At 67.1% G+C, this 23,997-nt stretch carries 23 protein-coding genes and 1 pseudogene; 16 read left to right on the top strand and 8 right to left on the bottom strand.

The features are described 5' to 3' along the window. Positions 1 to 16 precede the first annotated feature (16 nt). On the bottom strand, positions 17 to 952 hold the full coding sequence (locus HHL10_RS17450; protein WP_169161667.1) for a hydroxymethylglutaryl-CoA lyase: 936 nt from the start codon (positions 950 to 952) through the stop codon (positions 17 to 19). A 135-nt stretch (positions 953 to 1,087) separates the two neighbouring features. On the opposite strand from HHL10_RS17450, the gene HHL10_RS17445 reads away from it, so the two are divergent. Together HHL10_RS17445 and HHL10_RS17440 are read left to right on the top strand one after the other, a co-directional pair. Further along, a complete protein-coding gene (locus HHL10_RS17445) occupies positions 1,088 to 2,020 on the top strand; it encodes a LysR family transcriptional regulator (protein WP_169161666.1) in 933 nt (310 codons plus the stop codon). 310 nt (positions 2,021 to 2,330) lie between these two features. Next, positions 2,331 to 3,077, top strand: a complete 747-nt coding sequence (locus tag HHL10_RS17440; protein ID WP_169161665.1) for a GntR family transcriptional regulator — start codon at positions 2,331 to 2,333, stop codon at positions 3,075 to 3,077. A 232-nt stretch (positions 3,078 to 3,309) separates the two neighbouring features. Here the strand turns inward: HHL10_RS17440 and HHL10_RS30605 are convergent. Beyond that, positions 3,310 to 3,453 (bottom strand): annotated as a pseudogene (locus tag HHL10_RS30605) (phage integrase family protein); the annotation flags it as partial. Between HHL10_RS30605 and HHL10_RS17430 the strand changes: the two are divergent. Then, entirely contained in the window at positions 3,389 to 4,102 is a 714-nt protein-coding gene (locus HHL10_RS17430) for a FadR/GntR family transcriptional regulator (protein WP_235971580.1), read from the top strand. The pseudogene HHL10_RS30605 and the gene HHL10_RS17430 sit on opposite strands and share 65 nt — an antisense overlap. Here HHL10_RS17430 and HHL10_RS17425 read toward each other — a convergent pair. The 5 genes from HHL10_RS17425 to HHL10_RS17405 form a co-directional block, all read right to left on the bottom strand. Then, positions 4,087 to 4,917: an amidohydrolase family protein gene (locus HHL10_RS17425; RefSeq protein WP_169161663.1), complete on the bottom strand. Its 831-nt coding sequence runs from the start codon at positions 4,915 to 4,917 to the stop codon at positions 4,087 to 4,089. The genes HHL10_RS17430 and HHL10_RS17425 overlap by 16 nt on opposite strands. A gap of 37 nt (positions 4,918 to 4,954) precedes the next feature. Beyond that, entirely contained in the window at positions 4,955 to 5,983 is a 1,029-nt protein-coding gene (locus HHL10_RS17420) for an NAD(P)-dependent oxidoreductase (RefSeq protein WP_169161662.1), read from the bottom strand. After that, positions 5,980 to 7,071, bottom strand: a complete 1,092-nt coding sequence (locus tag HHL10_RS17415) for a LacI family DNA-binding transcriptional regulator (RefSeq protein WP_169161661.1) — start codon at positions 7,069 to 7,071, stop codon at positions 5,980 to 5,982. The genes HHL10_RS17420 and HHL10_RS17415 overlap by 4 nt, the downstream gene beginning before the upstream one ends. A 16-nt stretch (positions 7,072 to 7,087) precedes the next feature. After that, positions 7,088 to 8,878, bottom strand: a complete 1,791-nt coding sequence (locus HHL10_RS17410; protein ID WP_235971595.1) for a TRAP transporter large permease subunit — start codon at positions 8,876 to 8,878, stop codon at positions 7,088 to 7,090. 93 nt (positions 8,879 to 8,971) lie between these two features. Beyond that, positions 8,972 to 10,003 carry a TRAP transporter substrate-binding protein gene (locus HHL10_RS17405; protein WP_169161659.1) on the bottom strand — a complete coding sequence of 344 codons (1,032 nt, stop codon included), beginning with the start codon at positions 10,001 to 10,003 and terminating at the stop codon, positions 8,972 to 8,974. Positions 10,004 to 10,805: 802 nt separating this feature from the next. Here HHL10_RS17405 and HHL10_RS31210 point away from each other — a divergent pair. Both HHL10_RS31210 and HHL10_RS17395 read left to right on the top strand, forming a co-directional pair. Further along, positions 10,806 to 11,132, top strand: coding sequence for an MFS transporter (locus HHL10_RS31210; RefSeq protein ID WP_169161658.1), 327 nt, complete (start codon positions 10,806 to 10,808; stop codon positions 11,130 to 11,132). A gap of 39 nt (positions 11,133 to 11,171) precedes the next feature. After that, entirely contained in the window at positions 11,172 to 11,465 is a 294-nt protein-coding gene (locus HHL10_RS17395; RefSeq protein ID WP_169161657.1) for a DUF2798 domain-containing protein, read from the top strand. Between the two features lie 143 nt (positions 11,466 to 11,608). On the opposite strand, the gene HHL10_RS17390 is transcribed toward HHL10_RS17395, so the two are convergent. Further along, positions 11,609 to 12,097, bottom strand: a complete 489-nt coding sequence (locus HHL10_RS17390; RefSeq protein ID WP_169161656.1) for a bacteriohemerythrin — start codon at positions 12,095 to 12,097, stop codon at positions 11,609 to 11,611. A gap of 267 nt (positions 12,098 to 12,364) precedes the next feature. Between HHL10_RS17390 and HHL10_RS17385 the strand changes: the two genes are divergently transcribed. The 11 genes from HHL10_RS17385 to HHL10_RS17335 all read left to right on the top strand — a co-directional run bounded on the left by HHL10_RS17385 (position 12,365) and on the right by HHL10_RS17335 (position 23,996). Beyond that, on the top strand, positions 12,365 to 13,684 hold the full coding sequence (locus tag HHL10_RS17385) for a Rieske 2Fe-2S domain-containing protein (protein WP_169161655.1): 1,320 nt from the start codon (positions 12,365 to 12,367) through the stop codon (positions 13,682 to 13,684). A gap of 80 nt (positions 13,685 to 13,764) precedes the next feature. Continuing rightward, positions 13,765 to 14,757, top strand: coding sequence for a substrate-binding domain-containing protein (locus tag HHL10_RS17380; RefSeq protein WP_169161654.1), 993 nt, complete (start codon positions 13,765 to 13,767; stop codon positions 14,755 to 14,757). 85 nt (positions 14,758 to 14,842) lie between these two features. Beyond that, positions 14,843 to 15,823 carry a Bug family tripartite tricarboxylate transporter substrate binding protein gene (locus HHL10_RS17375; protein WP_169161653.1) on the top strand — a complete coding sequence of 327 codons (981 nt, stop codon included), beginning with the start codon at positions 14,843 to 14,845 and terminating at the stop codon, positions 15,821 to 15,823. A gap of 13 nt (positions 15,824 to 15,836) precedes the next feature. Next, complete coding sequence (locus tag HHL10_RS17370) at positions 15,837 to 16,565, top strand: sulfite exporter TauE/SafE family protein (RefSeq protein ID WP_169161652.1); 729 nt, start codon at positions 15,837 to 15,839, stop codon at positions 16,563 to 16,565. Positions 16,566 to 16,575: 10 nt separating this feature from the next. Further along, entirely contained in the window at positions 16,576 to 17,439 is an 864-nt protein-coding gene (gene nadC / locus HHL10_RS17365; protein WP_169161651.1) for a carboxylating nicotinate-nucleotide diphosphorylase, read from the top strand. Between the two features lie 18 nt (positions 17,440 to 17,457). Beyond that, complete coding sequence (locus tag HHL10_RS17360) at positions 17,458 to 18,432, top strand: PDR/VanB family oxidoreductase (protein ID WP_205833085.1); 975 nt, start codon at positions 17,458 to 17,460, stop codon at positions 18,430 to 18,432. Then, a complete protein-coding gene (locus tag HHL10_RS17355; protein WP_310734622.1) occupies positions 18,429 to 19,631 on the top strand; it encodes a Gfo/Idh/MocA family protein in 1,203 nt (400 codons plus the stop codon). Before HHL10_RS17360 ends, HHL10_RS17355 begins: the two co-directional genes overlap by 4 nt. Beyond that, on the top strand, positions 19,628 to 20,167 hold the full coding sequence (locus tag HHL10_RS17350) for a MarR family winged helix-turn-helix transcriptional regulator (protein ID WP_169161650.1): 540 nt from the start codon (positions 19,628 to 19,630) through the stop codon (positions 20,165 to 20,167). Before HHL10_RS17355 ends, HHL10_RS17350 begins: the two co-directional genes overlap by 4 nt. 124 nt (positions 20,168 to 20,291) lie before the next feature. Further along, positions 20,292 to 21,020 carry a GntR family transcriptional regulator gene (locus HHL10_RS17345; RefSeq protein WP_169161649.1) on the top strand — a complete coding sequence of 243 codons (729 nt, stop codon included), beginning with the start codon at positions 20,292 to 20,294 and terminating at the stop codon, positions 21,018 to 21,020. Between the two features lie 738 nt (positions 21,021 to 21,758). Further along, positions 21,759 to 22,796 (top strand): Bug family tripartite tricarboxylate transporter substrate binding protein, encoded by a 1,038-nt coding sequence (locus HHL10_RS17340; protein ID WP_310734621.1) that lies wholly within the window; start codon positions 21,759 to 21,761, stop codon positions 22,794 to 22,796. Between the two features lie 12 nt (positions 22,797 to 22,808). Continuing rightward, entirely contained in the window at positions 22,809 to 23,996 is a 1,188-nt protein-coding gene (locus HHL10_RS17335; RefSeq protein WP_235971578.1) for a hypothetical protein, read from the top strand. The last annotated feature ends 1 nt before the right edge of the window (position 23,997 follow it).

The raw sequence follows: 23,997 nt of genomic DNA, 5'->3' as shown, positions 1-23,997 counted from the left end.
GGATGTCGTTGCTCGTTCAGGCCTCGACCGCGCCCTGGAAGGTCTTGGGCAGCCCCGCGCGCCACAGCGTGCCGTGCAGCGTCTGGCCTTGAAGCCAGCCAGCCACCTTGGCGCGCAGCGCCAGCAGCCGGTCGAGGTCGATACCGGTGGCGATGCCCATGGCCTCCAGCATGAAAGCCAGGTCCTCGGACGCGGCGTTGCCGCTGGCGCCCGGCGCATGCGGACAGCCGCCGATGCCGGCCAGCGTGGCGTCGAAGCGGTTGACGCCCGTTTCCAGCGCGGCGAAGACGTTGGCCAGCGCCAGGCCGCGCGTGTCGTGGAAATGGCCGCACCAGAAGCGCTCGCCGGCCATGGCGCGCGCCTGGGCGAAAAGCTCGCGCACGCTGCGCGGGTCGGCGTAGCCCACGGTGTCGGCGATGCTCACGCGGTCGCACCCGGCATCGAGCAGCGCCTGCATGCAGCGCAGCACTTCCGAAACCTCGACGCGGCCCTGCAGCGTGCAGCCGAAGGCCGTGCCGATGCCGCCCTCGATCAGCGTCCTGGAGCCTGCCGCGTCGCGCGCGGCACGGATGCGCGCCACCTCGGCCACCACCTCGTCGGGCGTCTTGCGCAGATTGGCCAGGCTGTGCGCATTGCTCGCGGACAGCGGCACCAGCAGCAGGTCCGCACCGGACGCGATGGCCTTTTCCGCACCCTTGAGGTTGGGTACCAGCACCGACACCAGCAACCCCGGCAACGTCTTGGCAAAAGCCACCACCTCGGCGGTGTCGGCCAGCTGCGACAGCAGCTTGGCCGGGACGAAGGAGCCGACCTCGATCTCGCGCTGGCCGGCGGCGTAGGCCTCCTGGACCCACTCGATCTTGCGCGAGGTGGGCAGCGTCACCGGGATGCTTTGCAGACCGTCGCGCAGGCCGACTTCACGAATCACGACGGACGAGGGGAAGGCGCTCATGCGGCTTGTCTCCGAATCAGAGGCCTGTCACAGCAGGCGATGGGCCGAACTTTAGATATTCCCTGATTGGTCACAAGTGGTATTTAGGAAGCAATTAGGTTCCAAATCGGAATCTCTAAACGGCACAATCTCGCCATGAAGGATCTGGACGTGAAGAGCTTGCGGCTGCTGGTAGCGGTGTGCGACCACCAGAACATCAAGCGCGCGGCTGAACAGGAGCACATCGAGCCCTCGGCCATCAGCAAGCGCATCGCGCTGCTGGAGCAGCAGCTGGGTACGCCGCTGCTCACGCGCGGGCGTCGCGGCGTGGCGCCCACGCCGGCGGGCGAAGCCTTGCTGGAGCACGCCCGGGCGCTGCTCTTCACCCTGGAGCGCATTGAGCAGGACGTGGCGGCGCTTGCCGGCGGCGTGAAGGGGCAGGTGCGCCTGGCCGCCTCGCCGTCCGCCATCGCGGAAGCGCTGCTTGACGACGTGGCGGCCTTCATGCGGGAGCCGGCGCACCGCGACATCAAGGTGGACATCGAGGAGCAGCTCTCGCGCGACATCGTGCGCGCCCTGCGCGAGGGCAGCGCCAGCGTGGGCGTGTGCTGGGACAGCGCGGACCTCACCGGGCTGCAGCACCGCCTCTACCACACCGACCAGCTCGCGTTGGCAGTGCATCCGGAGCATCCGTTGGCAACCGAGCAGACGCTGCGCTTCGAGCAGACGCTGGCCTACGAGCACGTGGGCTTGCCCCCCTCCTCGGCCGTACACACCATGCTGCGCCAGGCCGCGGCCCGCGCGGGCGTGACGCTGGCTTACCGGGCGGTGGTGTCCAACTTCGACGCCGCGCTGCGCGTCGTGGCGGCGGGGCTGGGCATCAGCGTCATCCCGACGCAGGTGGGCGCGCGCTACGGGGCAATGCTGGGCATCCGTGTCGTGCCGCTGTCCGATCCCTGGGCGCTACGCCGCTTCGTGGTCTGCTACCGGGATTTCGAGAGCCTGCAGCCCGCGGCGCAGCGCATGGTGGAGTACCTGCATGCGCGCGCCCTGCCCGACGCCGCCGGCTCGCCCGACATCGCCTTCTGAACGCTGTTCCCGCGCCCAGACACGACGTCTTGACGCTTCGCAGCCATGCCTCGCTCCGATAACCCATGCCGGCCCCTGGCACTGGTTTTCAATCCAAATAATCAACGCCCGGTAATTATTGACCTGAACCACCGAGGCATCTTTTGTGGTTGCACCGTTGATCCATACAGTCGTGCTTCTTGGTGCCCTCTCATTCTCACATTTTCTTTCCATTATCAAAAACACCATATCGCCTTAAATAATTAATAATAGACGCATTGTCTAAGAATAAACTACAATACGCCAATCATCTTAGACAGGATGCACTGCCATGCCAGCACCCAAATCTCTCGCAACCGCGGAAAAGGACAACAATGCACAGCCTTATGTGGACGCGCCCGCCGACCGAAAGACGGTGCTCGGAGAAACGCTGCGGCGGCGGATTGTCAGCATGGAAATGGCACCTGGGACAGTCGTTGACGAAATGGCCCTGAGCGAGGAATTCGGGCTTTCAAGGCCGCCGGTGCGCGAGCTCTTGAGACAACTGGCGGCCGAGGGATATATCGATCTGGAAGCGAACCGGGCGGCCCGTGTCTCGTCCATGAGCTTTCAATCGTTGCGTAGCTTCTTCCAGGCGGCGCCCCTCATTTATATCGCGACGACGCAACTGGCCGCGAAAAATGCGACGCGTTCTGGAATCAACGAATTGAAGCTCATTCAGAAGCGCTTTCGTACGGCCATCGAGGAAAACGATGTCGAAAGCCGCGTTATCTACAATGACCAATTCCATCTGGAAATTGGGAAAATGGCCCAGAATGATTATCTGCTGCCAAGCCTTCGACGGCTGCTGATTGACCATGCCCGTCTGGGCAAGATCTTTTACCGCCACCCTACGACCAGGGACATGGAGCAGGACCTGGAAACGGCGGTGCAACAGCATGACCAGATCATCGAGGCCATTGAACGGCATGACGCCGAAGCGGCAGGCAGCCTGGTGCGGGCCCATCTCGAATTGTCGCGGCATCGCATGGCTGAATATGCCGCTCCCGAAGGGGTCGAAGTTCCGCTGGCCTATTGACGCTTGATTGACAAGAGCGCCGCCGGGCGGCGGCTCATCGCACCCGGCGCAGCGCGCATGAAGAGCATGCTTCGCGCAGGGCATGCAGGCTGCCCATCCCTGGTGAGCTGCGGCATTGGCGGCGTCCCCGGAACCTGCCACGCCATGCGGCCCGACCACCGTCTGTCCGGCGGTGCCTGCTGGTGCCGCAACCTGCCCGATGGGCATCCAAGGGCAGCCACCGCGTTCCGCATCTCCTCATTGCGGTGAGGTCTGGGTGCGCAGCGAAGAAGCCTTCCACCTGCCGAGCCACGGCTCGTCCGAGCCCGGCGATGCCGCTCCACCAGCGTTTTCTGCGAGGCACCCGCAGTGTCAGCTCGGCCAGGGTCCGGAGGCCAGCTCGGCTCGCGCAGCAGTTCGGCGTCAGCCGGACCGTGATCCGGGAAGTCGTGTCGCGCCTGAAATCCGAAGGGCTGGTCGAGACCCGGCAAGGCAGCGGCACGGTGGTGCTGGGCCCCAACGCTGCCAACACCTTTCGCATTTCCGCACCCGGCGGCGGCATTGAGGTGCGTGCCGTCCAGGAAGTGCGCTGCGGCCTGGAAAGCGAGATGGCAGCGCTCGCTGCCTCGCGTCGCAGCGAGGCCCAGAACGCGCGCATCCAGCGCGCGCTGCGTCGGATTGCCGATGCGGTGGCCGATGGCGGCAACGGCGTCGCTGAAGACATCGCTTTTCATGCCGCCATTGCCGAGGCGGCAGCCAACCCGTTGATGACCTCGTTGCTGGACTTCATCGGCCGTGCCCTGCATGACGTCATCACGGTCACTCGGGCCAACGAGGCGGTTCGGGCCGACTTCTCCCGCCAAGTCGAGCTTGAGCACGCCGCCATCGCCGAGGCCATCGATCGCCGAGACGTCGAGGGCGCCCGTGCCGCGGCGCTGCAGCACATGCAAGCGTCCATCGAGCGCATCACGATCGCCGAGGCACAACGGGGCGAGCGCCTTGAAACGCAGGGCTCGCGACCCGGTAAGGTTCAATCGAACCCGTAGAGTTCAGCAGGGTTGTCAACCAGAATCCGGCGACATGCCGCGGATGACCCGGCAACTTCGGAGAACCAGTCAAGCAGCGCGCGGTTCGACGGTAGGGGCTTGACGTTAGGGTGCGGCCAGTTGCTGGCCCAGAGACAGCGCTCGGGGTAGCGCGAGGCAAGCAGCCGGGCCAGTGGCGCTACGTCAGCGTAGTCCGGAGGGCCGCTGCGAGAGCTCTCGTACGGGGCCGACAGCTTGACCCAGCAGTTCCCGCGGTCGAGCAGCCGGCACAGGCTCAAGACGCCTGGGCTGTCCGGCTGTACTGGTCCGAGAAACTTGCCGAGGTGGTCGACGACCAGCCGCGAGGGCAGGCGGGCCAGCATGTCCTCGTGCTGGGGCAGCTGGTGCCCGTCGAGCTGCAGGTTGGTATGCCACCCCAGAGCGGCAATGTGCCGGGCCATGGGCGCCATGTCCTCCCAATGCAGCAGCCCCCCTGCCAGCATCATGAAGCGCACGCCCCGGATGCCGGCGGCGTGCAGCGTCTGCAGTTGCTCCAGGTCCGTGCCGGGCGGCACGACGGCGACGCCCCTTGCGCCCTTGCCGAGGGTCCGGATCGCATCAAGGGTGCAGCGGTTGTCGAAGCCGTAGCCGGTGGGCTGGACAACGATGGCTCGTTCCAGGCCGAGCTCGCGTTGCATGTCCTGGTATGCCGACGCCGGCGCAGGGGGCGGGGTGAAGGTGGCTGTAGGAGCCAACGGAAATCCGGGCTCGTACACATGGATGTGGCAATCGCATGCGCCAGCGCCTGCAAGGTCATTCAGCGTTCGGGTAGCCATGGGGTCAGGTATCGCAAGGGTCGGAAAAGAAGCCGCGTCACCGGGTCGAGGCAAGGGGATCGGTAACGTCGGACCTTTGTCTCCAGCGCTGCAGCCGCGTGGCCTGCCCCGCATTGACGGCCCCCGTGGGCAACTCTCCAGCCAGGAGCTGTTGCAGCTGGGCCACCGTCTCCAGCGCCTGGTGCTCGATGGCCGGCATGGTCAGGCCGCCGATGTGCGGCGTGGCCACCACCTGCGGATGCCGTGCCAATGCCGGCGACGGCATCTGGTCCGGCGCCCGCCCGACATCGAGGGCGCATGCGGCGACGTGGCCACTGTCCAGCGCCGCCAGCAATGCCACTTCGTCCACGAGCTCGCCACGGGAAGCATTGATAAAGAACGCGTGCGGCTTCATCCGGGCGAAGGCACGCTCGTTCATCAGGTTCTCCGTATGTGCATTGGCAACGGCCAGGCACACCACGAAATCGGATTCCTTGAGCAACTGCTCCAGCGCCACGCAACGGAGCTTGGGGTCCTGCGGCGCTGCATGAGGATCGCTCACCAGCACCCGCATGCCCAGCGCCAAGGCCACATCGCAGAGGCGGCGGGAAATCTGGCCGTACCCGATCACGCCCAGGGTGGCGCCGTGCAACTGGCGCCCCATCACGGGCGCTGGGGACAGGCCTGCGTGGTACGCCTGGGCATAGCGACTGGTGCCACGCGCCAAGTCCACCATGACGCCGACGATCCACTCGACCACTGCCGGGATGAAGCCTGCGCTGGCCTGCGTCACGAGGACGCCATGCGCGCTCGCCGCCTGGACATCGACCGTGCGGATGTCGACGGCACAGCGCAGGAAGGCCACCAACTCGGGCAGTGCGGCAAAGAACGCCGCCGGCGCAGGGGTCTGCCGGTAGGCGACGATGGCCTCGCAGCCCTGCGCCGCCTCGATCAGTTCCCGGGTCGAGAGCTCGCGCGGCTCGTGGTTGAGTCGGACCTCGGCGACCGCACGCAGGGCAGCCAGGGCCCGGTCGCCGTAATAGTGGGCGAGCCGGTCACTGGGGTGACTTAAAAAGACGCGCCTCATTGGGCTTTTCCTTTCGTCCTGGGCTTTTGTGCCAGGGAGTTGCCGGCATCCGGTGGAGGTGCCACCGAGCCGCCGGGCATCACCCGGGTCGGTGCGAAAACCATTTCACGGCACCCGGCCGGGCTGCGGGAGGAGCGGTCCATGACACGCTCGACCATGGCCCGCGCCATGTCGGGTACCGGCAAGACCACGGTGGCGAGAGCAGGGTTGGACAGAGCCGCCAGGAACAGTCCATCGATCCCGACGACGGACACGTCCTCGGGGACGCGCAGGCCTGCATCGCGCAGCCCGGCCATCAGGCCCAGGGCCATGAGGTCATTGACCGCCACGATACCCGTCGGCCGCTGCGGATCGCGGCCGATGCGCGCGCCCAGCAACCGGCCGACCTCGCTGACGACCGAGTCGCCGTACTCGGTGGGCTGGCCGCCTTCGAGCATCTGCGCCCCTTGGCCAATCCCGGCTGCGACTGCCGCATCCATGAAGCCGGAGATCTTGGCGCTGCGGCTCATCGTCATGCCCGCCATCGTCGCAAAGGCCACCCGCTTGTGACCCTGCTCGATCAGCAACGCGGTGGCCATGCGGGCGGCCTCGTAATTGTCCGGGGTGACGTGATCGACGACCGAGTCGGCGCCCGCGGTGGCCCGGCGGTCGTAGCTGACCACGGCCATGCCGCGCCGGGCTGCGTTCTCCAGGTGCTGCTCGTCGGCCAGCGACGAGATCACCAGCACGCGGCGGACACCCTGCGCCAGCAGGTCGTCGAAGAAGGAAGCTTCCTTGTCCTTGTCCCGATAGGTGTTGCCGATCAGCACCCGCAGGCCGTAGCGCTCCTGGGCATAGGTCTCCACCTCGCGGGCGATGTATCCGTACATCGGGTTGGCGATGGACGGCACCAGCAGCCCCAGCAGCGGCGTGTCACCCGTCTTGAGATGGCGCGCCAGCGTATTGGGGCGGAACTGCAGGCTGGCGATGGCCTCCTGCACGCGGGCCAGCGTCTCGGGGCGCATTCGATCGGTACGCCCGTTGAGCACGTTCGAAACCGTGCTCACCGATACGCCGGCGTGCTGGGCGACGTCTTGGATGGTATTCAAGGGAGTCTTGGACAAGTCAGATGCCGAGGCGCGCGGGCAGCCACAGCGAGAACGACGGAACCAGCACGAGCACCAGCAACGTCGCCACCAGCACCGCAAGGTACTTCATCATCGGCCGCGCCACGTCGCGCACCTCGGTCCCGGTAATGGCGCAGGTCGCGAACAGGCCCAGCCCGATCGGCGGCGCGAACAGCCCGAGTCCCATGGCGATGACCATCACGGTGCCGAAGTGCAGGGGATGGATGCCCAGTTGCTGGGCAATCGGGGTCAGCAAGGGGCCGAAGATGATCAGCGCCGGGGCACCCTCCAGGATCGCGCCGAAAACCACCATCATCACCACCGCGACCAGCAAGAAGGCCGTACTGCCATAGTCCTGCGCGAAGGCAATCATGGCGCCCGACACCAGCTGCGGGATCTGCTCGATGGTCAGCGCAAACGACAGGCTGGACGCCGCCGCGACGATGAACAGGATGCTGCCGGCCATGGAGGCCGAGCGCACGAACAGCCGGGCCACCGAGCGCAGCTTCAGTTCCTTGAAGGCCAGGCCGCCGACGACCAGGGCGTACACGACTGCGAAAGCCGAGACCTCCGTCGAGGTGGCGATGCCCGAGGTCACGCCCTTGCCGATCATGCCGACCATGACGAGCGCCACGAGCGCGCCACCGAGCAGCCGCAGCATGGGCGTGCGGTGCTCGAAGGCTTCGGCCGGGTCGATCTTCGATCCCACCCAGATCGCCACGATGGCCAGCGCAAGCGCCATGACGGCCGCGGGGACCAAGCCGGCCATGAACAGCCCCGCGATGGAGATGTTGGCGACGAAACCCATGATGATCATGTTGATGCACGGCGGAATCGTCTCGGCCATCACGGCGGTGCAGGCCAGCAGCCCGGCGGCCTCGTTCGGATCTTGCCGGGTACGGCGCACCGCCGGCATCACGATGCCGCCCACCGCGGCGATATCTGCCAGCTTGGAACCCGACACGCCGGAGAAAAATGCCGTCGACGTGATGGTGATCAGCCCCAGCCCCCCACGCACGCGGCCAAGCAGGCGCAGCAACAGTTCGATCAGGCGCGAGGACATCCCGTTGGATTCCATCAGCAGGCCGGCCAGGACGAAGAAGGGAATGGCCAGCAGCACGAAGTGGTCCGTACCCGCCATCACCTGCTGGGCGTAGACCAGCATGGGCAGGGAAGGGTCGGTCAGGAAGTACAGCAGCGACGAGAAGGCAAGCACGAAGCCAATGGGCACGCCAAGCACCAGGGCACCAATGAAACCCAACGCCAGCAGCGCACCATGCGTCAGTGCAAAGGCGGGCACCGCCGTGTTCCAGCCGTACACGGCCGCAGCGCAGACCGCGCAGGCCGCCAGGCTGGCCAGGACCATGCGAGCTGGGCCGTTGAGCGCGTTGGCAAGACCGAACAGGGTCATGAAGAGGCTGCCGATGACGACCGGATAGACGTACATCGACTGCGGCAACCCGATCGACGTCGTCTGGCCTTGCGAGTCGTCCAGCAGCAGGCATGACGACAGGAACAGGCTCGCCGACACGGCGGCCACGATCCAGTGACCGACATGGATCATGACCGGCCGCCAGTGCGCCGGCAGCATCCCGCGGAACAGGTCGATGCCGACATGCTGGCTTCGCGCCAGCACCGTCGCCGCACCGAAGAACACCAGGACGACCATCAGGGCGCGCGCCACCTCCTCGGCCCAATCCACCGGGTCGTGCAGGAAGTACCGGTACACCACCGACAGGAACACCACGACCACGTCGGCCGCCAGCACCGCGCCGGCAAGCCATTCCATGGCGTGCGTGAGCCGGGCCAGCCAGCGGCCCGACTGCGTGTCACAAGCGAAGCCCCAGGTTGGGGACAGCGATGCGGATGGCGCGCTCATGGTTCAGCCCCGGGCGCTGGAGATGGCGGAGAACAGCGGTGCGGTGGCGGGATGCTGCTTGGCGAACCCGGCCCACAGGCTGCTTTCCATCTGCTTGCGAACGGCGTTGCGCTCCGTGGCCGCCATGGGGTGGAAGCTCATGCCCAAGCGCTTGAGCTCCTCGACCGCCGCGCGGCTCTTGTCCGCGGCGATGCTGCGTTGCTGCTGCGTGGCGTCGGCGACCGCCTTGAGGAAGGCCGGGCGCAGGTTGGCAGGGATCTTGTCCATGCCGCGCTTGCCGATCACCACCACCATGGGCGAGAAGAGGTGCTCGGTCTGCCAGCAAGACTTCACCACCTCGTTGAACTTACTGGCCAGCACCGTGCCGGCATCGTGCTCGAAGCCGTCCACCACGCCCGTCTGTACGGCCATGTAGAGCTCGCCGAACGGGATGGGCGTGGGAACGGCGCCCATGGTCTTGAACGTCTCGATGAAGGCAGGCGTCGGCAGCACGCGCAGCTTGACCCCCTTGATATCGGCCAGGGACTTCACGGGTGCCTTGGTGTAGACGCTGCGCGCGCCAAAGTGCGAAGCCCAGGTCAGGATCGAGCAGCCCGTGCGCTTTTGCAGCATCTGGTTCAAGCTGGCACCAACACTGCTGTCAAGCGCCCGGGCCGCATGGCCGTAGTCGTCGAACAGGTAGCCCAGATCCAGCATGCCCAGCTCCGGCGCCACGGTGGCCCAGATCGATGACCCCGTGATCATCATGTCGATAGAGCCGACCTTGACCTGCTGCACCACGTCAGCTTCCTTGCCGAGCTGGTTGTTCGGAAAGTAGTCAAGCTTGAGACTGTCTCCTACAGCAGCCTTCAGGTTCGCTTGCAGGCGCTGGAACCATACATAGTGAGCCGCGTTCTCGTCCGCAACCATGGACGACGAAAGGCGAAGCGACACGCTTGCCTGGGCTTGCGCTGCCAAGGGCCATCCGGCGGCGGCGGCCACCGAAGCGGCGGAGGCTGCAGCCTGTACGAACTGTCGGCGGGTGATCGAAGTCATGTGCGTTGTCTCCTGTGTCCAAGCGGGCACTGCTGTAGTAAATCGTTTTACTACATCGATTTACTGTATCGTTTTACCGAACTTGAAATACCGGGGTTTCTACTGAAGTTCACCGCCGCCCGCATGAATGCTGAATATGGCCGGCGGCCATGAGCTCAGCCGGAGTCGGATCGAGCCCGAGATGACGCTGGCGATGTAAAGCTGCGGGGTGGTCAGTGCAGCGGATGAAGGCATGGCGGACGGCGGCTTCCTGGCATCCCATCCCGGCTTGTGGCCGTTGCTGCGCAGCCGCTGCCCGGGCGCGACGTGGTGGTGGCTCCGGGCCGGGACATGTTGGCCCCTTGCCGGGCGGGCGTTGGCAGCCGTTGCCCGGCGCCTCCTATGCCGCCGCCGGGGTCAGTGGGCTCTGTTCGCACTGCTGCGCCAGCAAAGGGCGGCACCTGTGGGTCGCCAGGCCGGTACCGCATTGGTGCGCAGCGCGGCCGGCGAGGTCGATGCCTGTGCTTCACTGGCCCGGGCCGTCAACGCCTGCGTCCGCGGCTGCCCGCCCGAACCCGAAACCTCCGCCGATCGCGCGGCCCAGCGGTGAGGTCCGGTCGCGCCACGGCCCATGCGCTGTTCACCGACCTGGTCCTCGGCTTGGGAGCCCCCACATGGAGCAGCGTTGCGGCAGCGGTCGCGGCCTTGGCGCTGGTGGCGCCGCTGCTTCTGCTGGCCATGGCGCGCCAGCCGGTGCGCCTGCCCCAGGAGGACGAGATGCAACCCTCCCCCCACGCCACCGCGAGTCGCCGCGGCGTTCGACGTGGACCCGCTGGCTGGCCCGGTGCTGGTGACCATCGACTACCGCATTGATGCCGCGCGCGGGGCCGAGTTCGCTGCCGTCATGGAAGCCACACGGCAGGCCCGGCTGCGGCTGGGCACGCGACAGTGGCACTTGCTGCGCGACAGCGCGCATCCTTCGCGGTTCGTCGAATGCTTCATGGACGAGAACTGGACCGAGCACCAGCGCCGCCTGCAGCGCTTCACTGTTGCAGACACGAAGTTGCGGATACAACGGATGTCTTTCCATGTCGGCGGCGAGCCGCCCCTGGTGCGCCGGCTCATCGGCCAGGGCACGCCGTCACCGTGAGCCTGCACGGGCTTCGCACGCGGGCTATAACGCGCTCCCATGGCTACGCAAAACCCTCCCGACTCGCCGCGTCGCGCCGCATGGCGCCTGCCAAGCCGCCTGGCACCCGTGGCGTTTTCCTTTTACATGGCCGGGATCGTGGCCTTCCTGATGAGCTTGGCGCTTACCGCCATCAACACCGGGCTTGGAGACGGCTACCTGCTGCGCGTGCTCAGGGCCTACATCCTGGCCCTGCCCGTGGGGTTCCTTGGGGTAATGGCCGCCCGGCCCCTGGTGCTGCGGTTGGTCGCATGGACCGTTGCACCCGCATCCCAGCAAACCCGCAAGGACTGAAGACAAGGCCCGCCAAGCCCGCTCGACCACCATCGGCCCGTGCTTGTCGAGATCGCCGAGTCACGCGCCCGCGCGTGAACCGTTGCGGCGCCGGCAAGACCAGCTCGGCCAGAGCCGCACCCGGTCGGTGCCCGGGGCCGCGCTCAGGCTCGCAGGGCAGCGGGCATCTCTTCGCCGCGCAGCGCCGCCGGCTTGAGATCGCGGCGCAGGACCACGGGCTTGCCACCCAGGCGGCGCTTGCACATCCAGTGCGCCAGCGCGGAGTCCAGGTAATCGGCATGGCCGGGGAACCAGGATGCCAGCTCGTCGGCCAGGCGCCGCGCCAGGGCGTAGTCACCCGCGCGCAGGCGCTCGCGCACCTGATGAACGGAGCGCATGACCGCGGCATGCTCGTCGATATGGCATTGGCGGGCCGGGAAATCCGTCTCCACCATCCACGCGTTCTCGGCATCGAAATGCGCCTGCGCATGCTCGGCGAAGGCCTCCAGCAGGGCGGCGAGTTCCTCGTCGCGCGCCTTCTGCATCGCCCCGACCAGGTCCACGAATTCCTCGTGCACCTCGTCCATCGGGCCGAAGCCCAGCACGAAGGCATCGCTCCACACCATCGGGTCGCTGTCTCGTTCGGTTTGCATGGCGGCTCTTCCGTGGCAAGGCAGCAGGCCTCCTGCCGCCGGGGTGCCGATCTTATCTTAGCCACCTAATGTTCTGACTCCCGTAGGGCCGTTGAAAGCCTTCTCAGGGTGCTGCGCGGCAACTCATCCAAGGGTTTGTTCTAGGCAGGCAGGCTTACGAAGGTTCCGTCTTTGATCTAGACTAAATTTAGTCGCCTAAACATTTGCGCTGGAACAAGAGAACTTCACCAGGGCAACCGGCCTTTTTTCTTACTTAGGAGCCTATCCATGTTGACCCGCGAAGAGAACGAACTGCTGTGCCGTGTCGAGGGCGAGGCACCCATGGGCCAGCTGATGCGCCGGCACTGGACGCCGGTGTGCCTGATCGAGGAGGTGGCCGAGGCCGACGGCACGCCGGTGAAGGCGCGCGTGTTCGGCGAGGACCTGGTGGTGTTCCGCGACAGCGACGGCCGCGTGGGTGTGATGGACGAATACTGCCCGCACCGCCGGGCCTCGCTCGTGTACGGCCGCAACGAGGAAGGCGGCCTGCGCTGCCTCTACCACGGCTGGAAGATGGACGTCGAGGGCAACGTGCTGGAGATGGTGTCGGAGCCAGCGGCCAGCGGCATGGCCGAGAAGGTCAAGCACAAGGCCTATCCAGTCAAGGAATGGGGCGGCATGGTCTGGACCTACATGGGTTCGCAGGACGCGGTGCCCGAGTTCGTGCCGCCGCGCTGGGCGCCCACGGCCGAGGCGCGGGTGTCTATCGCCAAGGCCATCCTGCCGTGCAACTGGGCACAGATCCTCGAGGGTGCCATCGACTCGGCGCACAGCTCCAGCCTGCACAGCTCCGACATGGTTCCCGCTCGCGTGGACGGCGCCAAGGCCACGGCCAACGCCTGGCTGCGCCCCTCCACGGACAAGGCGCCGCGGCTGCAGGTGCAGCGTGGCGAGTACGGCTTCCGCTACGCCGCCATCCGCCGTCCCATCAAGGATGCCGCCACGAACGATTACGTGCGCTCCACCGTATTCGTCGCACCGGCCACCGCACTGATCCCGCCCAACAACCTCTACAACGTCGCCAACATCAACGTGCCCTGCGACGACACGAGCACGGCGTTCTACTTCATCGCCTGGGGCCATCCGTCGCAGACGCCCGAGACCGAGACCTGGCGCAAGTTCCTGCGCCAGACGGTGGGCATCGACCTGGACCCGTACTACCGGCCGCTGCGCAACGCCGACAACCGTTTCTGGCAGGACCGCCAGGCGATGAAGGCGGGCAACTTCACCGGCATCACCGGCTTCCCCAACCAGGACATCGCGATGTGGGTCACGATGGGCGCCATCGCCGACCGCACCAACGACCGGCTGGGCGCCAGCGACCTGGCCATCGTCGAGTTCCGCAAGCAAATGCTCGATGCGGTGCGCGCCTTCCAGAGCGGCGAGACCGCCATCGGCACCGGCGACAAGGCCATCCCCAAGGAGGTCTGCGCCTACCAGGCGATCGTGCCCAAGACCACCGACTGGCGCACCTTCGAGGTGAGCTACGTCTGGCCCGACGGCCAGGAGCATCCCGAGCTGGAGCCTTCCTATTCGGTCAAGGCCTGAGCGCCTGGCCTCTGTCCACCGCATCGGGCACGCCTTCTGTCCGTGCCCGGCCAGCACCCATCTCAACGCCCGCTTTTCCCATGTCCAAGCTTCAGCTCTCCGTCGCCATGGGCGACTACGACCGCACGCGCGCCCTGTTCGACGGCCGCGTGCAGATTGACGGGGTGGACCCCGTCTACATGCTGCTGAGCCCGGAGGAGATGTTCTTCCGCGCCATGCGCAGCCAGGACTTCGACATCACGGAGCTGAGCTTTTCCAGCTACCTGGTCAAGCACTCCAAGGGCGAGTGCCCCTACATCGCCGTGCCGGTATTCCTGTCGCGGGCCTTTCGCCACACCTCGATCTACGTGCGCAAGGACCGCATCCAGCGGCCCGAGGACCTCAAGGGCCGGCGCGTGGGCCTGCCCGAGTACCAACTCACGGCCAACGTGTGGGCGCGTTCGATCCTGCAGGACGATTTCGGCGTGGCGCCCGAGGACGTGACCTGGGTGCGCGGCGGCATCGACACGCCCGGCCGCCCGGAGAAGATCAAGCTGCAGCTGCCTCCCGGCGTGCGCATCGAGGAGGCGCCCGCGGGCACCACGATCTCCGAATTGCTGGACCAGGGCGAGATCGACGGCTTCATCGGCCCGCGCCCGCCCAGCGCGCACATCCTCAGGCGCAACCCGAACATCGGCTGGCTCTTCGACGATCCGACCGCGGTGGCCAAGGACTACTACCGGCGCACGGGCGTGTTCCCGATCATGCACGTGGTGGGCATCCGCAAGGAGCTGGCCGCGGCGCATCCCTGGCTGCCCGGTGCGGTGCTCAAGGCTTTCACGCAGTCCAAGGCCGCCGCGCTGGAGCTGCTGTCCGACACCTCCGCCACCAAGGTCACGCTGCCTTTCGTGGAGGAGCAGCTCAAGGCCGCGCGCGAGAGCATGGGCGAAGACTACTGGTCCTATGGCGTGGCAGCGGCGCGCCGGACGCTGGAGACCTTCGTGCGCCATCACCATGCGCAGGGCCTGTCGGCGCGGCTGATGGCCGTGGAAGAGCTCTTCCATCCGGCCACCTACGAGAGCTACAGCATCTGAGCCCGCCCCCCGCCGAGCGCACGGCACGGCGATCCAAGCGGCCGCGCGGCGCCTGGCCCGCGGCAGCCCTTCCAAGGAGTTCCTCATGAGACGCATGTTTTGCCGGAAGCTGGCAGGCACCGCCGTGGCCTTGCTCGCCTGCACGGCGCTGTCGCCGGTGCTGGCACAGCCCTATCCCTCCAAGCCGATCCGGCTGATCGTGCCCTACTCGCCCGGCGGGTTGCCCGACACGGTGGCGCGGGCGCTGTCGCCGCATCTCTCGAAGGCGCTGGGCCAGACGGTGTTCGTGGAGAACAAGCCGGGCGCCGGGGGATCGATCTCGGCCGCCGTCATCACCCAGTCGCCCGCTGACGGCTACAACCTGCTGGTGACGGACGGCCCGCTGCTGACGATCTCGCCGCTGATCAACAAGAGCGTCACCTACAACGTCGACAAGGACTTCGCGCCGGTGTCGCTGGTGGGCAAGGCGCCGCTGTTCCTGGCCGTCAACGCCAGGGTGCCCGCCAAGACGCTGGACGAGTTCATCGCGCTGGCCAAGGCCAGGCCGGGCAAGCTCAACTACGGTTCGTCGGGCATCGGCGGCATCCACCACCTCACGGCCGAGGCCATGAAGGAAGCACTGGGCCTGGAGATCGCTCACATTCCCTTCAAGGGCAGTGCCAACTCGGTGCCCGCCATGATCGGCGGCGAGGTGGACATGGTGTTCGCGTCGCCGCCTTCGCTGATGGGCTTCGTCAAGTCGGACAAGGCGCGGCTGATCGCCATCAACTCGCTCAAGCGTTCGCCCCTGGCGCCCGACGTGCCAGCGCTGGCGGAGAAGTCCCCCGGCTTCGACTTCGCCTTCAACGTGGCGGTGCTGGCCCGCGCCGGCACGCCCAAGGACATCACCGACCGCATCGCGACCGAGATCGCCAAGATCGTGAAGCAGCCGGAGGTGGTCGAGCAGTTGCAGGCCGCGGGCGTCGATCCCGTGGGCGGCTCGGGTGAACAGCTGGCCAGCGCGCTCAAGAGCGAGGGCGAGCGCCTGACGGCGGCGGCCAGGCGCGCCAACCTGAAGTCCGAGTGACTGGCGACGCGGCATGACGGGGCTGGAGATGGCGACGGCTGCAGCGGTGTTCCTGGCCGGCGGCATGGTCAAGGGCACGCTGGGCATCGGGCTGCCGCTGGTCGCGGTGCCGCTGCTGTCGCTGTTCATGCCGGCCACGCAGGCCATCGCGCTGGTGGCGATGCCGGTGCTGGTGTCCAACGCCTGGCAGGCCCTCGACAGCGGCGACGTGCACGGCCTGCGCCGCTTCCTGCCGCTCATCGCCACGCAGCTCGTGGCCACGCTGCTGACGGTGCCGATGACGCTGGCGCTGTCGCCGCGCACGCTCAACGCCGTGCTGGGCGCGGTCGTGCTGCTGGCCGTGGTGCTGCTGTGCCTGCCGCTGCGGCTGCACGTGCCGCCGGCCCGCGAGCGCTGGTGGAGTGCCGGCGTCGGCGCGCTCTCGGGCGCGATGGGCGGCGTGTCCTCGCTCACGGGGCCGCTGATCATCAGCTACCTGGCGAGCCTGCGGCTGCCGCGCGAGGCCTTCATCGGCAGCATCAGCCTGATCTACCTGGGCTCGGCCATTCCGCTGTACGCCTCGATGGCCGCCCATGGACGCCTCGGCGCTGCGGACCTGACGCTGTCCGCGCTGGCGCTGGTGCCCGTGGCCTGCGGCCTGGCGCTGGGCAAGCGGTTGCGCCTGCACCTCAGCGAGGTCTGGTTCCGGCGCGTGCTGCTGGCCTTCCTGGCCGCGGTGGCCGTGGCGCTGGCCCTGAAATAGGAAGACGCTCATGTTTGAAGCCAACGAAACCCTGGAGGCGGCGCTGGCGCGCAACGTGCGCGACGCGCTGATGGAAGACATCGGCCGGTGCGACTGGACCGCGCAGCTCGTGCCCGAGGGGCGCTGCGTGCAGGCGCAGGTGGTGGCCAAGGAGCCGGCGGTGATTGCCGGGCGGCCCTGGTTCGATGCCTGCTTCCACGCCCTGGACCCCGACGCGCGCCTGGCCTGGGCGGTGCAGGAGGGCGACCGCGTCGAGGCCGGCACGGTGCTGGTGCGCATCGAGGCCGATGCGCGCGCACAGCTCTCGGCCGAGCGCCCGGCGCTGAACTTCCTGCAGACGCTCTGCGCCGTGGCCACCGTCACGCGCCAGTACGTGGACGCGATCCAGGGCGTCTCGCCCAACCCGCGCGGCTGCAAGGTGCTGGACACGCGCAAGACGCTGCCCGGGCTGCGCCAGGCGCAGAAGTACGCCGTGCGCGTGGGCGGCGGCCACAACCACCGCATGGCGCTGTGGGACGGCATCCTGATCAAGGAGAACCACATCGCCGCGGCCGGCGGCATCCGGCCGGCGCTGGAGGCGGCCTTCGCCCTGAACGCCGGCGTGGACGTGCAGATCGAGGTCGAGAGCCTGGACGAGCTGCAGCAGGCGCTGGACGCCGGCGCCCGGAACGTGCTGCTCGACGACTTCAGCTTCGAGGACATGGAGCGCGCCTGCGTGCTCAACGCCGGCCGCGCGGTGCTGGAGGTCTCCGGCGGCGTGGACTTGGACTCCATCCGCCGCATCGCCGCCACCGGCGTGGACCGCATCTCCAGCGGCAAGCTCATCAAGGACGTGCGGGCGGTGGACCTGTCCATGCGCGTCCTCACTGTCTGAACACCAGGAAGCCTGACCATGACCCTCATCCAGACGCACGCCGACACGCAGATGCCGCTGCGCATCGCCCGCATCACCGATGCCGCCGAAGGCATCCGCAGCTTCGAGCTGGTGCAGCCCGACGGCTCCGAGCTGCCGCCGTTCACGCCGGGCTCGCACGTCAAGGTGCAGGTGCCCAACGGGCTGCTACGCAAGTACTCGCTGTGCAACGACCCGGCCGAACGCCACCGCTACGTCATCACGGTCAAGCGCGACGCGCAGGGCCAGGGCGGCTCCATGAGCCTGTGCGACGAGGCCAGGGAAGGCGACACGCTGCCCACCTCGCTGCCGGACAACGCCTTCCCGCTGGTCGAGGACGCCAAGCGCTACATCTTCATCGCCGGTGGCATCGGCATCACGCCCATCCTGTCGATGATCCGCAGCTTCGGCGAGCTGCCCCCGGCGCCGTGGAAGCTCTACTACCTCAGCCGCTCGCCCGAGACCACGGCGTTCCTGGAGGAGCTGAGCGCGCCGGAGTACAAGGGCAAGGTCGTGATCCACCACGACCATGGCGATCCGGACAACTCGCTGGACCTGTGGCCGGTGCTGGAGCGCCCCACCCCGGGCACCCACATCTACTGCTGCGGCCCGCGCGGCCTGATGGACGCGGTGCGCGACATGGCCGGGCACTGGTCGGGCAAGAACGTGCATTTCGAGAGCTTCAACGAAGGCGGCGGCGTGCGTCCCGACGACAAGCCCTTCACGGTCAGGGTGGCCAAGACCGGGCAGCAGTTCGAGGTGCCCGTGGGCCAGTCGATCCTGTCCGTGCTGCGCGACCATGGCTGCAACGTGCCTTCCTCCTGTGAAAGCGGCACCTGCGGCACCTGCCGCACCAGGCTGGTCTCCGGCGAGGCCGACCACCGCGACATGGTGCTGATGCCTGAAGAGATGGAGAGCCAGATCATGATTTGCGTCTCCCGCGCCAAGGCCGGTGAACTGGTGATCGACCTGTGAGCACGCAACCGAAGCGCAAGCTGCGCCTGGGGGTGGCTGGGCTGGGGCGCGCCTTCTCGCTGATGCTGCCCACCTTCCTCGCCGACGACCGCATCGAGCTCGCCGCGGCCTGCGACCCGCGCCGGGCCGCGCGCGAGCAGTTCGCGCGCGACTTCCAGGCCCCGGTGTTCGAGGACATCGATGCCTTGGCGGCGCAGTCCGGCCTGGATGCCCTCTACATCGCCAGCCCGCACCAGTTCCACGCGGCGCACACCCGTGTCGCCGCGGCGCACGGCAAGCACGTGCTGGTCGAGAAGCCCATGGCCATCACGCTGCCCGAGTGCGACGACATGGTGCGGGCCTGCGCCACTGCCGGCGTGCACCTGATCGTCGGCCACTGCCACAGCTTCGACACGCCCTATCTCCTGGCCCGCAAGCTGATCGACGCCGGCGGACTGGGCCGCGTGCGCATGATCCAGGCGCTGAACTACACGGACTTCCTGTACCGGCCGCGCCGGCCGGAAGAACTGCAAACCGAGGCCGGCGGCGGCGTGGTCTTCAGCCAGGCGGCCCACCAGGTGGACGTGGTGCGGCTGCTGGCCGGCAGCCGTGCCACCCGGGTGCGCGCCGTGATGGGCCGGTGGGACCCGGCTCGGCCCACCGAAGGCGCCTACACCGCCTTGCTGTGGTTCGAGGACGGCGCCTTCGCCAGCCTGGCCTACAGCGGCTACGGCCGCTTCGACAGCGACGAGTGGTGCGGCTGGACCGGCGAGATGGGCAACCCCAAGGACCCGCAAGCCTATGGCCAGGCCCGCCGCCGGCTCGCCAGCGTGGCGTCCGCCGAGGACGAGGCGCGGCTCAAGGCCGAGGGCACCTACGGTGGCCCGGCCTGGAAGCCTCCCGCGCCCGGCACGGCGGCGCCGGCGCACCAGCACTTCGGGCCGGTGATCGTGAGCTGCGAGCACGGCGACCTGCGCCCCCTGCCCGACGCGCTCTGCATCTACGGCAACAACCGTCGCGAACGCATCGAGCTGCCAGCTCCGGCGGTGCCGCGCTTCGAGGTGATCGATGAGCTGGTGGACGCGGTGCTGCACGGTGCCAAGCCCTTGCACGACGGCCCCTGGGCCCGGGCCACGCTGGAGATATGCCTGGCGCTGCTGACCTCCGCGCAGGAGGGCCGCGACGTGGAACTGCGGCACCAGGTGGCCCTGCGAGAATGAAAGCCTTCTCCACGCCCGCCGTCGCCGCCGTGCCCAAAGCTGCCGCCTCCAGAGACACCGAAGCCGCCAGCCGCATCCTGCGCCATTGGCGCGAAGGCATGCCGCACGACCGCATGGCACATCTGGTCAAGGACGCCACTCGCTCGTTGCTGCGCGCGCTGCAGCAGCGGCTGGCCCGCCATGACGTGGCACTGGGGCACTGGACCTTCCTGCGCATCCTCTGGGAGCGCGACGGCCTGACCAAGCGCGAGCTCAGCATCGAGGCCGGCGTGGCCGAACCGACCACGTTCACGGCACTGCGCGCGATGGAGGCGCTGGGCTACGTGCGGCTGGAGCAGCGGCCCGACAACCGCAAGAATGTCTACGTGTTCCTCACGCCCCAAGGACGCAAGCTCAAGCGGCAGCTCATTCCCTTGGCCGAGGCGGTGAACGCCATCGCCACGCGGGGCGTGCCCGAGGCCGACGTGGCGACCACGCGGCGGGTGTTGCTGGCCATGATCGACAACCTGGCACAGGAAGAAGCGGCGTCCCCGTAGGCCTCGGCCAGAAGCCGCCCAGCCGGTTCCGCACGCCAAAGCCCGGACCGGGCTGGCGTCTCCATTGCATGCACCAGCGTGATCGCGGCCACGAACTCAGCATCTGGAACGCCATAATGCGTGCATGGCATCTCAAATCGAACGGGTCACCGCGGAGTTGCGGCGCCGCATCCTCGGGGGCGCGCTGCAGCCGGGTGAACGGGTGCTGGAAGTCCAGTGTTCGGCCGAGCTGGGTGTGTCGCGCACGCCGCTGCGCTTGGCGCTCGGTGAGCTGGAGAAGGAGGGACTGCTGGAGCGGCTGCCTCGCAGGGGCTTCCGGGTCCGGCAGGTGACGCTGGACGAAGTCGCCATGGCCATCGATGTCCGGGGCACGCTCGAAGGCATGGCGGTACGCCTGTTGGCCGAGCAAGGCGCGTCGCCGCGGACGCTGTCCGAGCTGCACGGTTGCATCGAGCAGGGTCGCCAGATCGTTCAGGCGGCCGTCGATGCCGGGGAGGCGGTGGATACGGTGAGCTGGGCGACGGTGAACGCGCGCTTCCACCGCGTGCTGGCCCAGGCAGCGGGCAACCCGGTGCTGGTGTCCGCGCTGGAGCACGTTGCCAAGACACCGATGGCCGGACCCGGTGCGCTGGGTGCCAGCGGCCAGGCGGCCATCGAACTGTCGTTCGTGCAACGGGCGCAGCTCGACCATGAGGACATCGTGCAGGCCGTCGAGGCCCGCGAGGGCGCGAGGGCCGAGGCCCTGATGCGCGAGCACGCGCGGCGCAGCCGCGACAACAAGCGCATCCTGGTCAATGCCATGAGAGGCGCCCGCTGGGCCGCGGATGCGGTGCCGCAACCCATGCTGGCGTAACTGGAGGCGTGTAGCGGATATCCGCGGGCCGCAACCCCGGCCGCCTCGAAGGCCGCCCGGCCTCGCCACGCCGCCGCGGTGCGGGTCAGATCGACGTGGCCACCGTGGTGCTCCTTGAGGGCGTCGCCCGCACCGTCGATCACAACCGCACGCCGGCGCAGCGACCTGGCGATCTCGGGCCGCGTGACGATGGCGGCGCCGCCGCCATCGCTGACTGCGAGGCCGCCACCGTGATCCAGGCCAGTCGCTCGCTGGTCGTGCCGAACTCGTGCATGTGCCGGGCAACCAGCAACGCGTCGCTCGCCACGGTACCGATGCCAAAGGGCACCTCGCAAGGGCCCTCGGGAAGGCCGGCCCCCAGGGGCTTCGGGCCGATGCCCTGCACGGCGCCAGATCTCCGCCGTCCGGCCAGGGCAACGAGCACGACCTCGCATTGGCCGCATGCGACGTCATCGCGCGCATGCGCGACATGGGCCAGTCCGTGCCCCGCCGGTGCCCGGTCGGTTGCCGGCGACAACGGGCGTGTCAAACGCCTTGCCAAGCCGCGGTCGGTGGAACTGCCCGAGGCCGTCGCTGCCTCTGGCTCAAGGAAGACACTTTCCCGTCAAGCCCAAGTTCTCCTGTTTGACACTCTCAATGCATGCAAACATCGCGATCGTTGTTGATGCAGCGCAAATACTGGTCAACAATGCATGCATTGACGCGTGCCATGAGACTCACAACCACAGGAGACAGCAAGTGAAGGACAACGAACGACGGAGCTGCACCCAAGGACTGGAACTTGGTGCGCGCTCACGCCGGACTTTCGTCAGGAACCTCGCCTTCGCTCTGATGGGCACCGGTGCGGTCGTGCAGGCGGGATGGGCCGGCGAAAGCTACCCGTCGAAGCCGATCAAGCTGATCGTGCCTTTTCCCTCAGGCGGTGGAGGCGACACGCTGGCCAGGCTGGTGATGACCAAGGTGGCCAAGGAACTGGGGCAAACCATCGTCGTCGAGAATATTGCAGGCGCCGGCGGCAATGTGGGCTCCCAGGCCGCGGCCAGGGCACCCAGCGACGGCTATACGTTGCTCTACGGCACGAACGGCACCTTTGCCATCAACCACGCGCTCTATAAGCGCACTGGCTTTGATCCTTTGCGCGATTTTCAGCCGGTTTCCGGCCTCTCCAAGATCGCGGCCCTGGTGACCGTGCGGCCTGAAATGAATGTTTCAACATTTCAGGAATTGCTGGCGCGACTGAAATCAAACCCTGGTAAATACACCTATGCCTCGGCAGGCAACGGCACCACTTCGCACCTGGCGACCGAATTGCTGAAGTCGTCCGCGGGCGTGTCGATGGTGCATGTGCCCTACCGCGGCGGCGCACCGGCCATTTCCGATTTGCTCGGCGGCCAAGTCGACGTGATGATCGACGTGATGCCGAATACCGGCCCCCAGGTCCAATCGGGGCGGTTGCGGGCGCTGGCTGTGACCACGGCACAGCGTCTGCCCAATATGCCCAATGTGCCCACGATTGCCGAATCCGGTGTGCCTGGATTTGACGTCAGTGCCTGGGACGGAATTTTCGTTCCCACGGGTACGCCGGCCGCCGTCGTGGCGAAAATCCAATCGGCCATCCGCAAGGTGCTGGACGATGAGGAAACCCGGCAGCAACTGCAGGAGCGGGGTGCGGTAACGTCTCCCACCACGCCTGAAGAAATGAGCCGTTTCGTCAAGACAGAGATGGACAGGTGGGGAGCGGTGGTCAAACGTTCCGGGGCCACCGTTGAAAGCTGAGCGAATTGACTCATGAAAAACATCACCACCATGCCCCGCTCCCAATCTGACGATTCCATCGCCTACGTCGGAATGCCGACGCCGGTGCGAGCCTCCTTGACGGAAACCAAGCACTGGTTCCAGGCGATGGAACAGTTGACGCGCGTTTTCGCGATTCGTCCGGGTGAAAAGGTCCTGATGCTCACCGATCCGCTGCTGGACCCGCGGGTGGTGGATGCCGTGACCGGCATCGCGCGTGCGCGCGGCGCGACCGTGACGCAGTACATGGCGATGGATACCCGGCTGCCCGGAGTCCCGGAGGAGGTGAAGCCTCTGGTTCAAAGCGCCGACTTCGTCGTTTCGACCTGGTTTTGCTCGATTGAGGACCCGTTCAACGTCGCCATGCGCAAGCGGGGCCAGCGCTGGGTGAAAATCACCTACTTCCGCGACCTGGACCTGCTGCATACCCCGCAAGCGCGTTTTCCCGTCGAGCTGGTGGGTGAAATCATCCGGACCACCGAGCGGCGTTTCCCCAAAGGGCGTGATTTCGAACTTCGATTCACTGATCAGCGCGGCTCGGACCTTGTCATCTACTACACGAAGGAAATGCGCGAGGCGATGTTCAAGGGCAACCGCTGGCGCGGCAAGATGTTTGCCGACGAGCCGGGCTGCTATGTGCATTACCTTCCGACTCATGGCCCCAATTTCTGGGACAGCACCGCCAACGGCAACGATCCCAATGCACCGGTAATGATCGAAGGCGTTCTCTGCCCGCAGTGGGCGGTTGGTTTCGAGAGGCCCTTCGAGGAAGTTATCCGTTTCACGTTCGAAAACAAGTTGGTCACGCAGGTGCAGGGCCACAGCCGTGACGCCGAGGTGCTGCGGGAAATGTGCCTGGGATCGAAGCTGATCGAGGGTGGCGGTTGCGGCTTCAATCCGAAGGCTCCGCGCTACACGGTATATCCCGCGGGCTCCAACGCGCCCGGTGCGCTGCATTTCGGCATCGATCTGGCCAAGCCGAGTGACTATATTCGCAAAGTCTTGCCGGATTGGGAGGAACCGCCCGTCCATCAGGATCTGATCGGCCTGGATATGACGGTCACGGCCGGCGGTGAAACCATCATCGACAACGGATTCCTGGTGGCCCTGCGCGATCCGGCCGTGGTCGAAATGGCAAAGCGCTATGGCGATCCCGTGGAACTGCTGGAGGCAGGTTTTTAAG

Origin of the sequence: Azohydromonas caseinilytica (assembly GCF_012927045.1) — a bacterium.
GTDB classification, from domain to species: Bacteria; Pseudomonadota; Gammaproteobacteria; order Burkholderiales; family Burkholderiaceae_C; genus Azohydromonas; species Azohydromonas caseinilytica.
This window is presented reverse-complemented; position numbering and strand designations above follow the sequence as displayed.

Bases quoted from the DNA above. Each gene is read 5' to 3' on its own strand.
- HHL10_RS17445 (WP_169161666.1), top strand. From the start codon at position 1,088: ATGAAGGATCTGGACGTGAAGAGCTTGCGGCTGCTGGTAGCGGTGTGC.
- HHL10_RS17395 (WP_169161657.1), top strand. From the start codon at position 11,172: ATGGCTACGCAAAACCCTCCCGACTCGCCGCGTCGCGCCGCATGGCGC.
- HHL10_RS17345 (WP_169161649.1), top strand. From the start codon at position 20,292: ATGGCATCTCAAATCGAACGGGTCACCGCGGAGTTGCGGCGCCGCATC.
- HHL10_RS17380 (WP_169161654.1), top strand. From the start codon at position 13,765: ATGTCCAAGCTTCAGCTCTCCGTCGCCATGGGCGACTACGACCGCACG.
- HHL10_RS17450 (WP_169161667.1), bottom strand. From the start codon at position 952: ATGAGCGCCTTCCCCTCGTCCGTCGTGATTCGTGAAGTCGGCCTGCGC.
- HHL10_RS17410 (WP_235971595.1), bottom strand. From the start codon at position 8,878: ATGGAATGGCTTGCCGGCGCGGTGCTGGCGGCCGACGTGGTCGTGGTG.
- HHL10_RS17425 (WP_169161663.1), bottom strand. From the start codon at position 4,917: ATGGCTACCCGAACGCTGAATGACCTTGCAGGCGCTGGCGCATGCGAT.
- HHL10_RS17375 (WP_169161653.1), top strand. From the start codon at position 14,843: ATGAGACGCATGTTTTGCCGGAAGCTGGCAGGCACCGCCGTGGCCTTG.
- HHL10_RS17360 (WP_205833085.1), top strand. From the start codon at position 17,458: ATGACCCTCATCCAGACGCACGCCGACACGCAGATGCCGCTGCGCATC.
- HHL10_RS17390 (WP_169161656.1), bottom strand. From the start codon at position 12,097: ATGCAAACCGAACGAGACAGCGACCCGATGGTGTGGAGCGATGCCTTC.
- HHL10_RS17420 (WP_169161662.1), bottom strand. From the start codon at position 5,983: ATGAGGCGCGTCTTTTTAAGTCACCCCAGTGACCGGCTCGCCCACTAT.
- HHL10_RS17385 (WP_169161655.1), top strand. From the start codon at position 12,365: ATGTTGACCCGCGAAGAGAACGAACTGCTGTGCCGTGTCGAGGGCGAG.
- nadC (WP_169161651.1), top strand. From the start codon at position 16,576: ATGTTTGAAGCCAACGAAACCCTGGAGGCGGCGCTGGCGCGCAACGTG.
- HHL10_RS17350 (WP_169161650.1), top strand. From the start codon at position 19,628: ATGAAAGCCTTCTCCACGCCCGCCGTCGCCGCCGTGCCCAAAGCTGCC.
- HHL10_RS17335 (WP_235971578.1), top strand. From the start codon at position 22,809: ATGAAAAACATCACCACCATGCCCCGCTCCCAATCTGACGATTCCATC.
- HHL10_RS17430 (WP_235971580.1), top strand. From the start codon at position 3,389: ATGCCGCTCCACCAGCGTTTTCTGCGAGGCACCCGCAGTGTCAGCTCG.
- HHL10_RS17405 (WP_169161659.1), bottom strand. From the start codon at position 10,003: ATGACTTCGATCACCCGCCGACAGTTCGTACAGGCTGCAGCCTCCGCC.
- HHL10_RS17440 (WP_169161665.1), top strand. From the start codon at position 2,331: ATGCCAGCACCCAAATCTCTCGCAACCGCGGAAAAGGACAACAATGCA.
- HHL10_RS17370 (WP_169161652.1), top strand. From the start codon at position 15,837: ATGACGGGGCTGGAGATGGCGACGGCTGCAGCGGTGTTCCTGGCCGGC.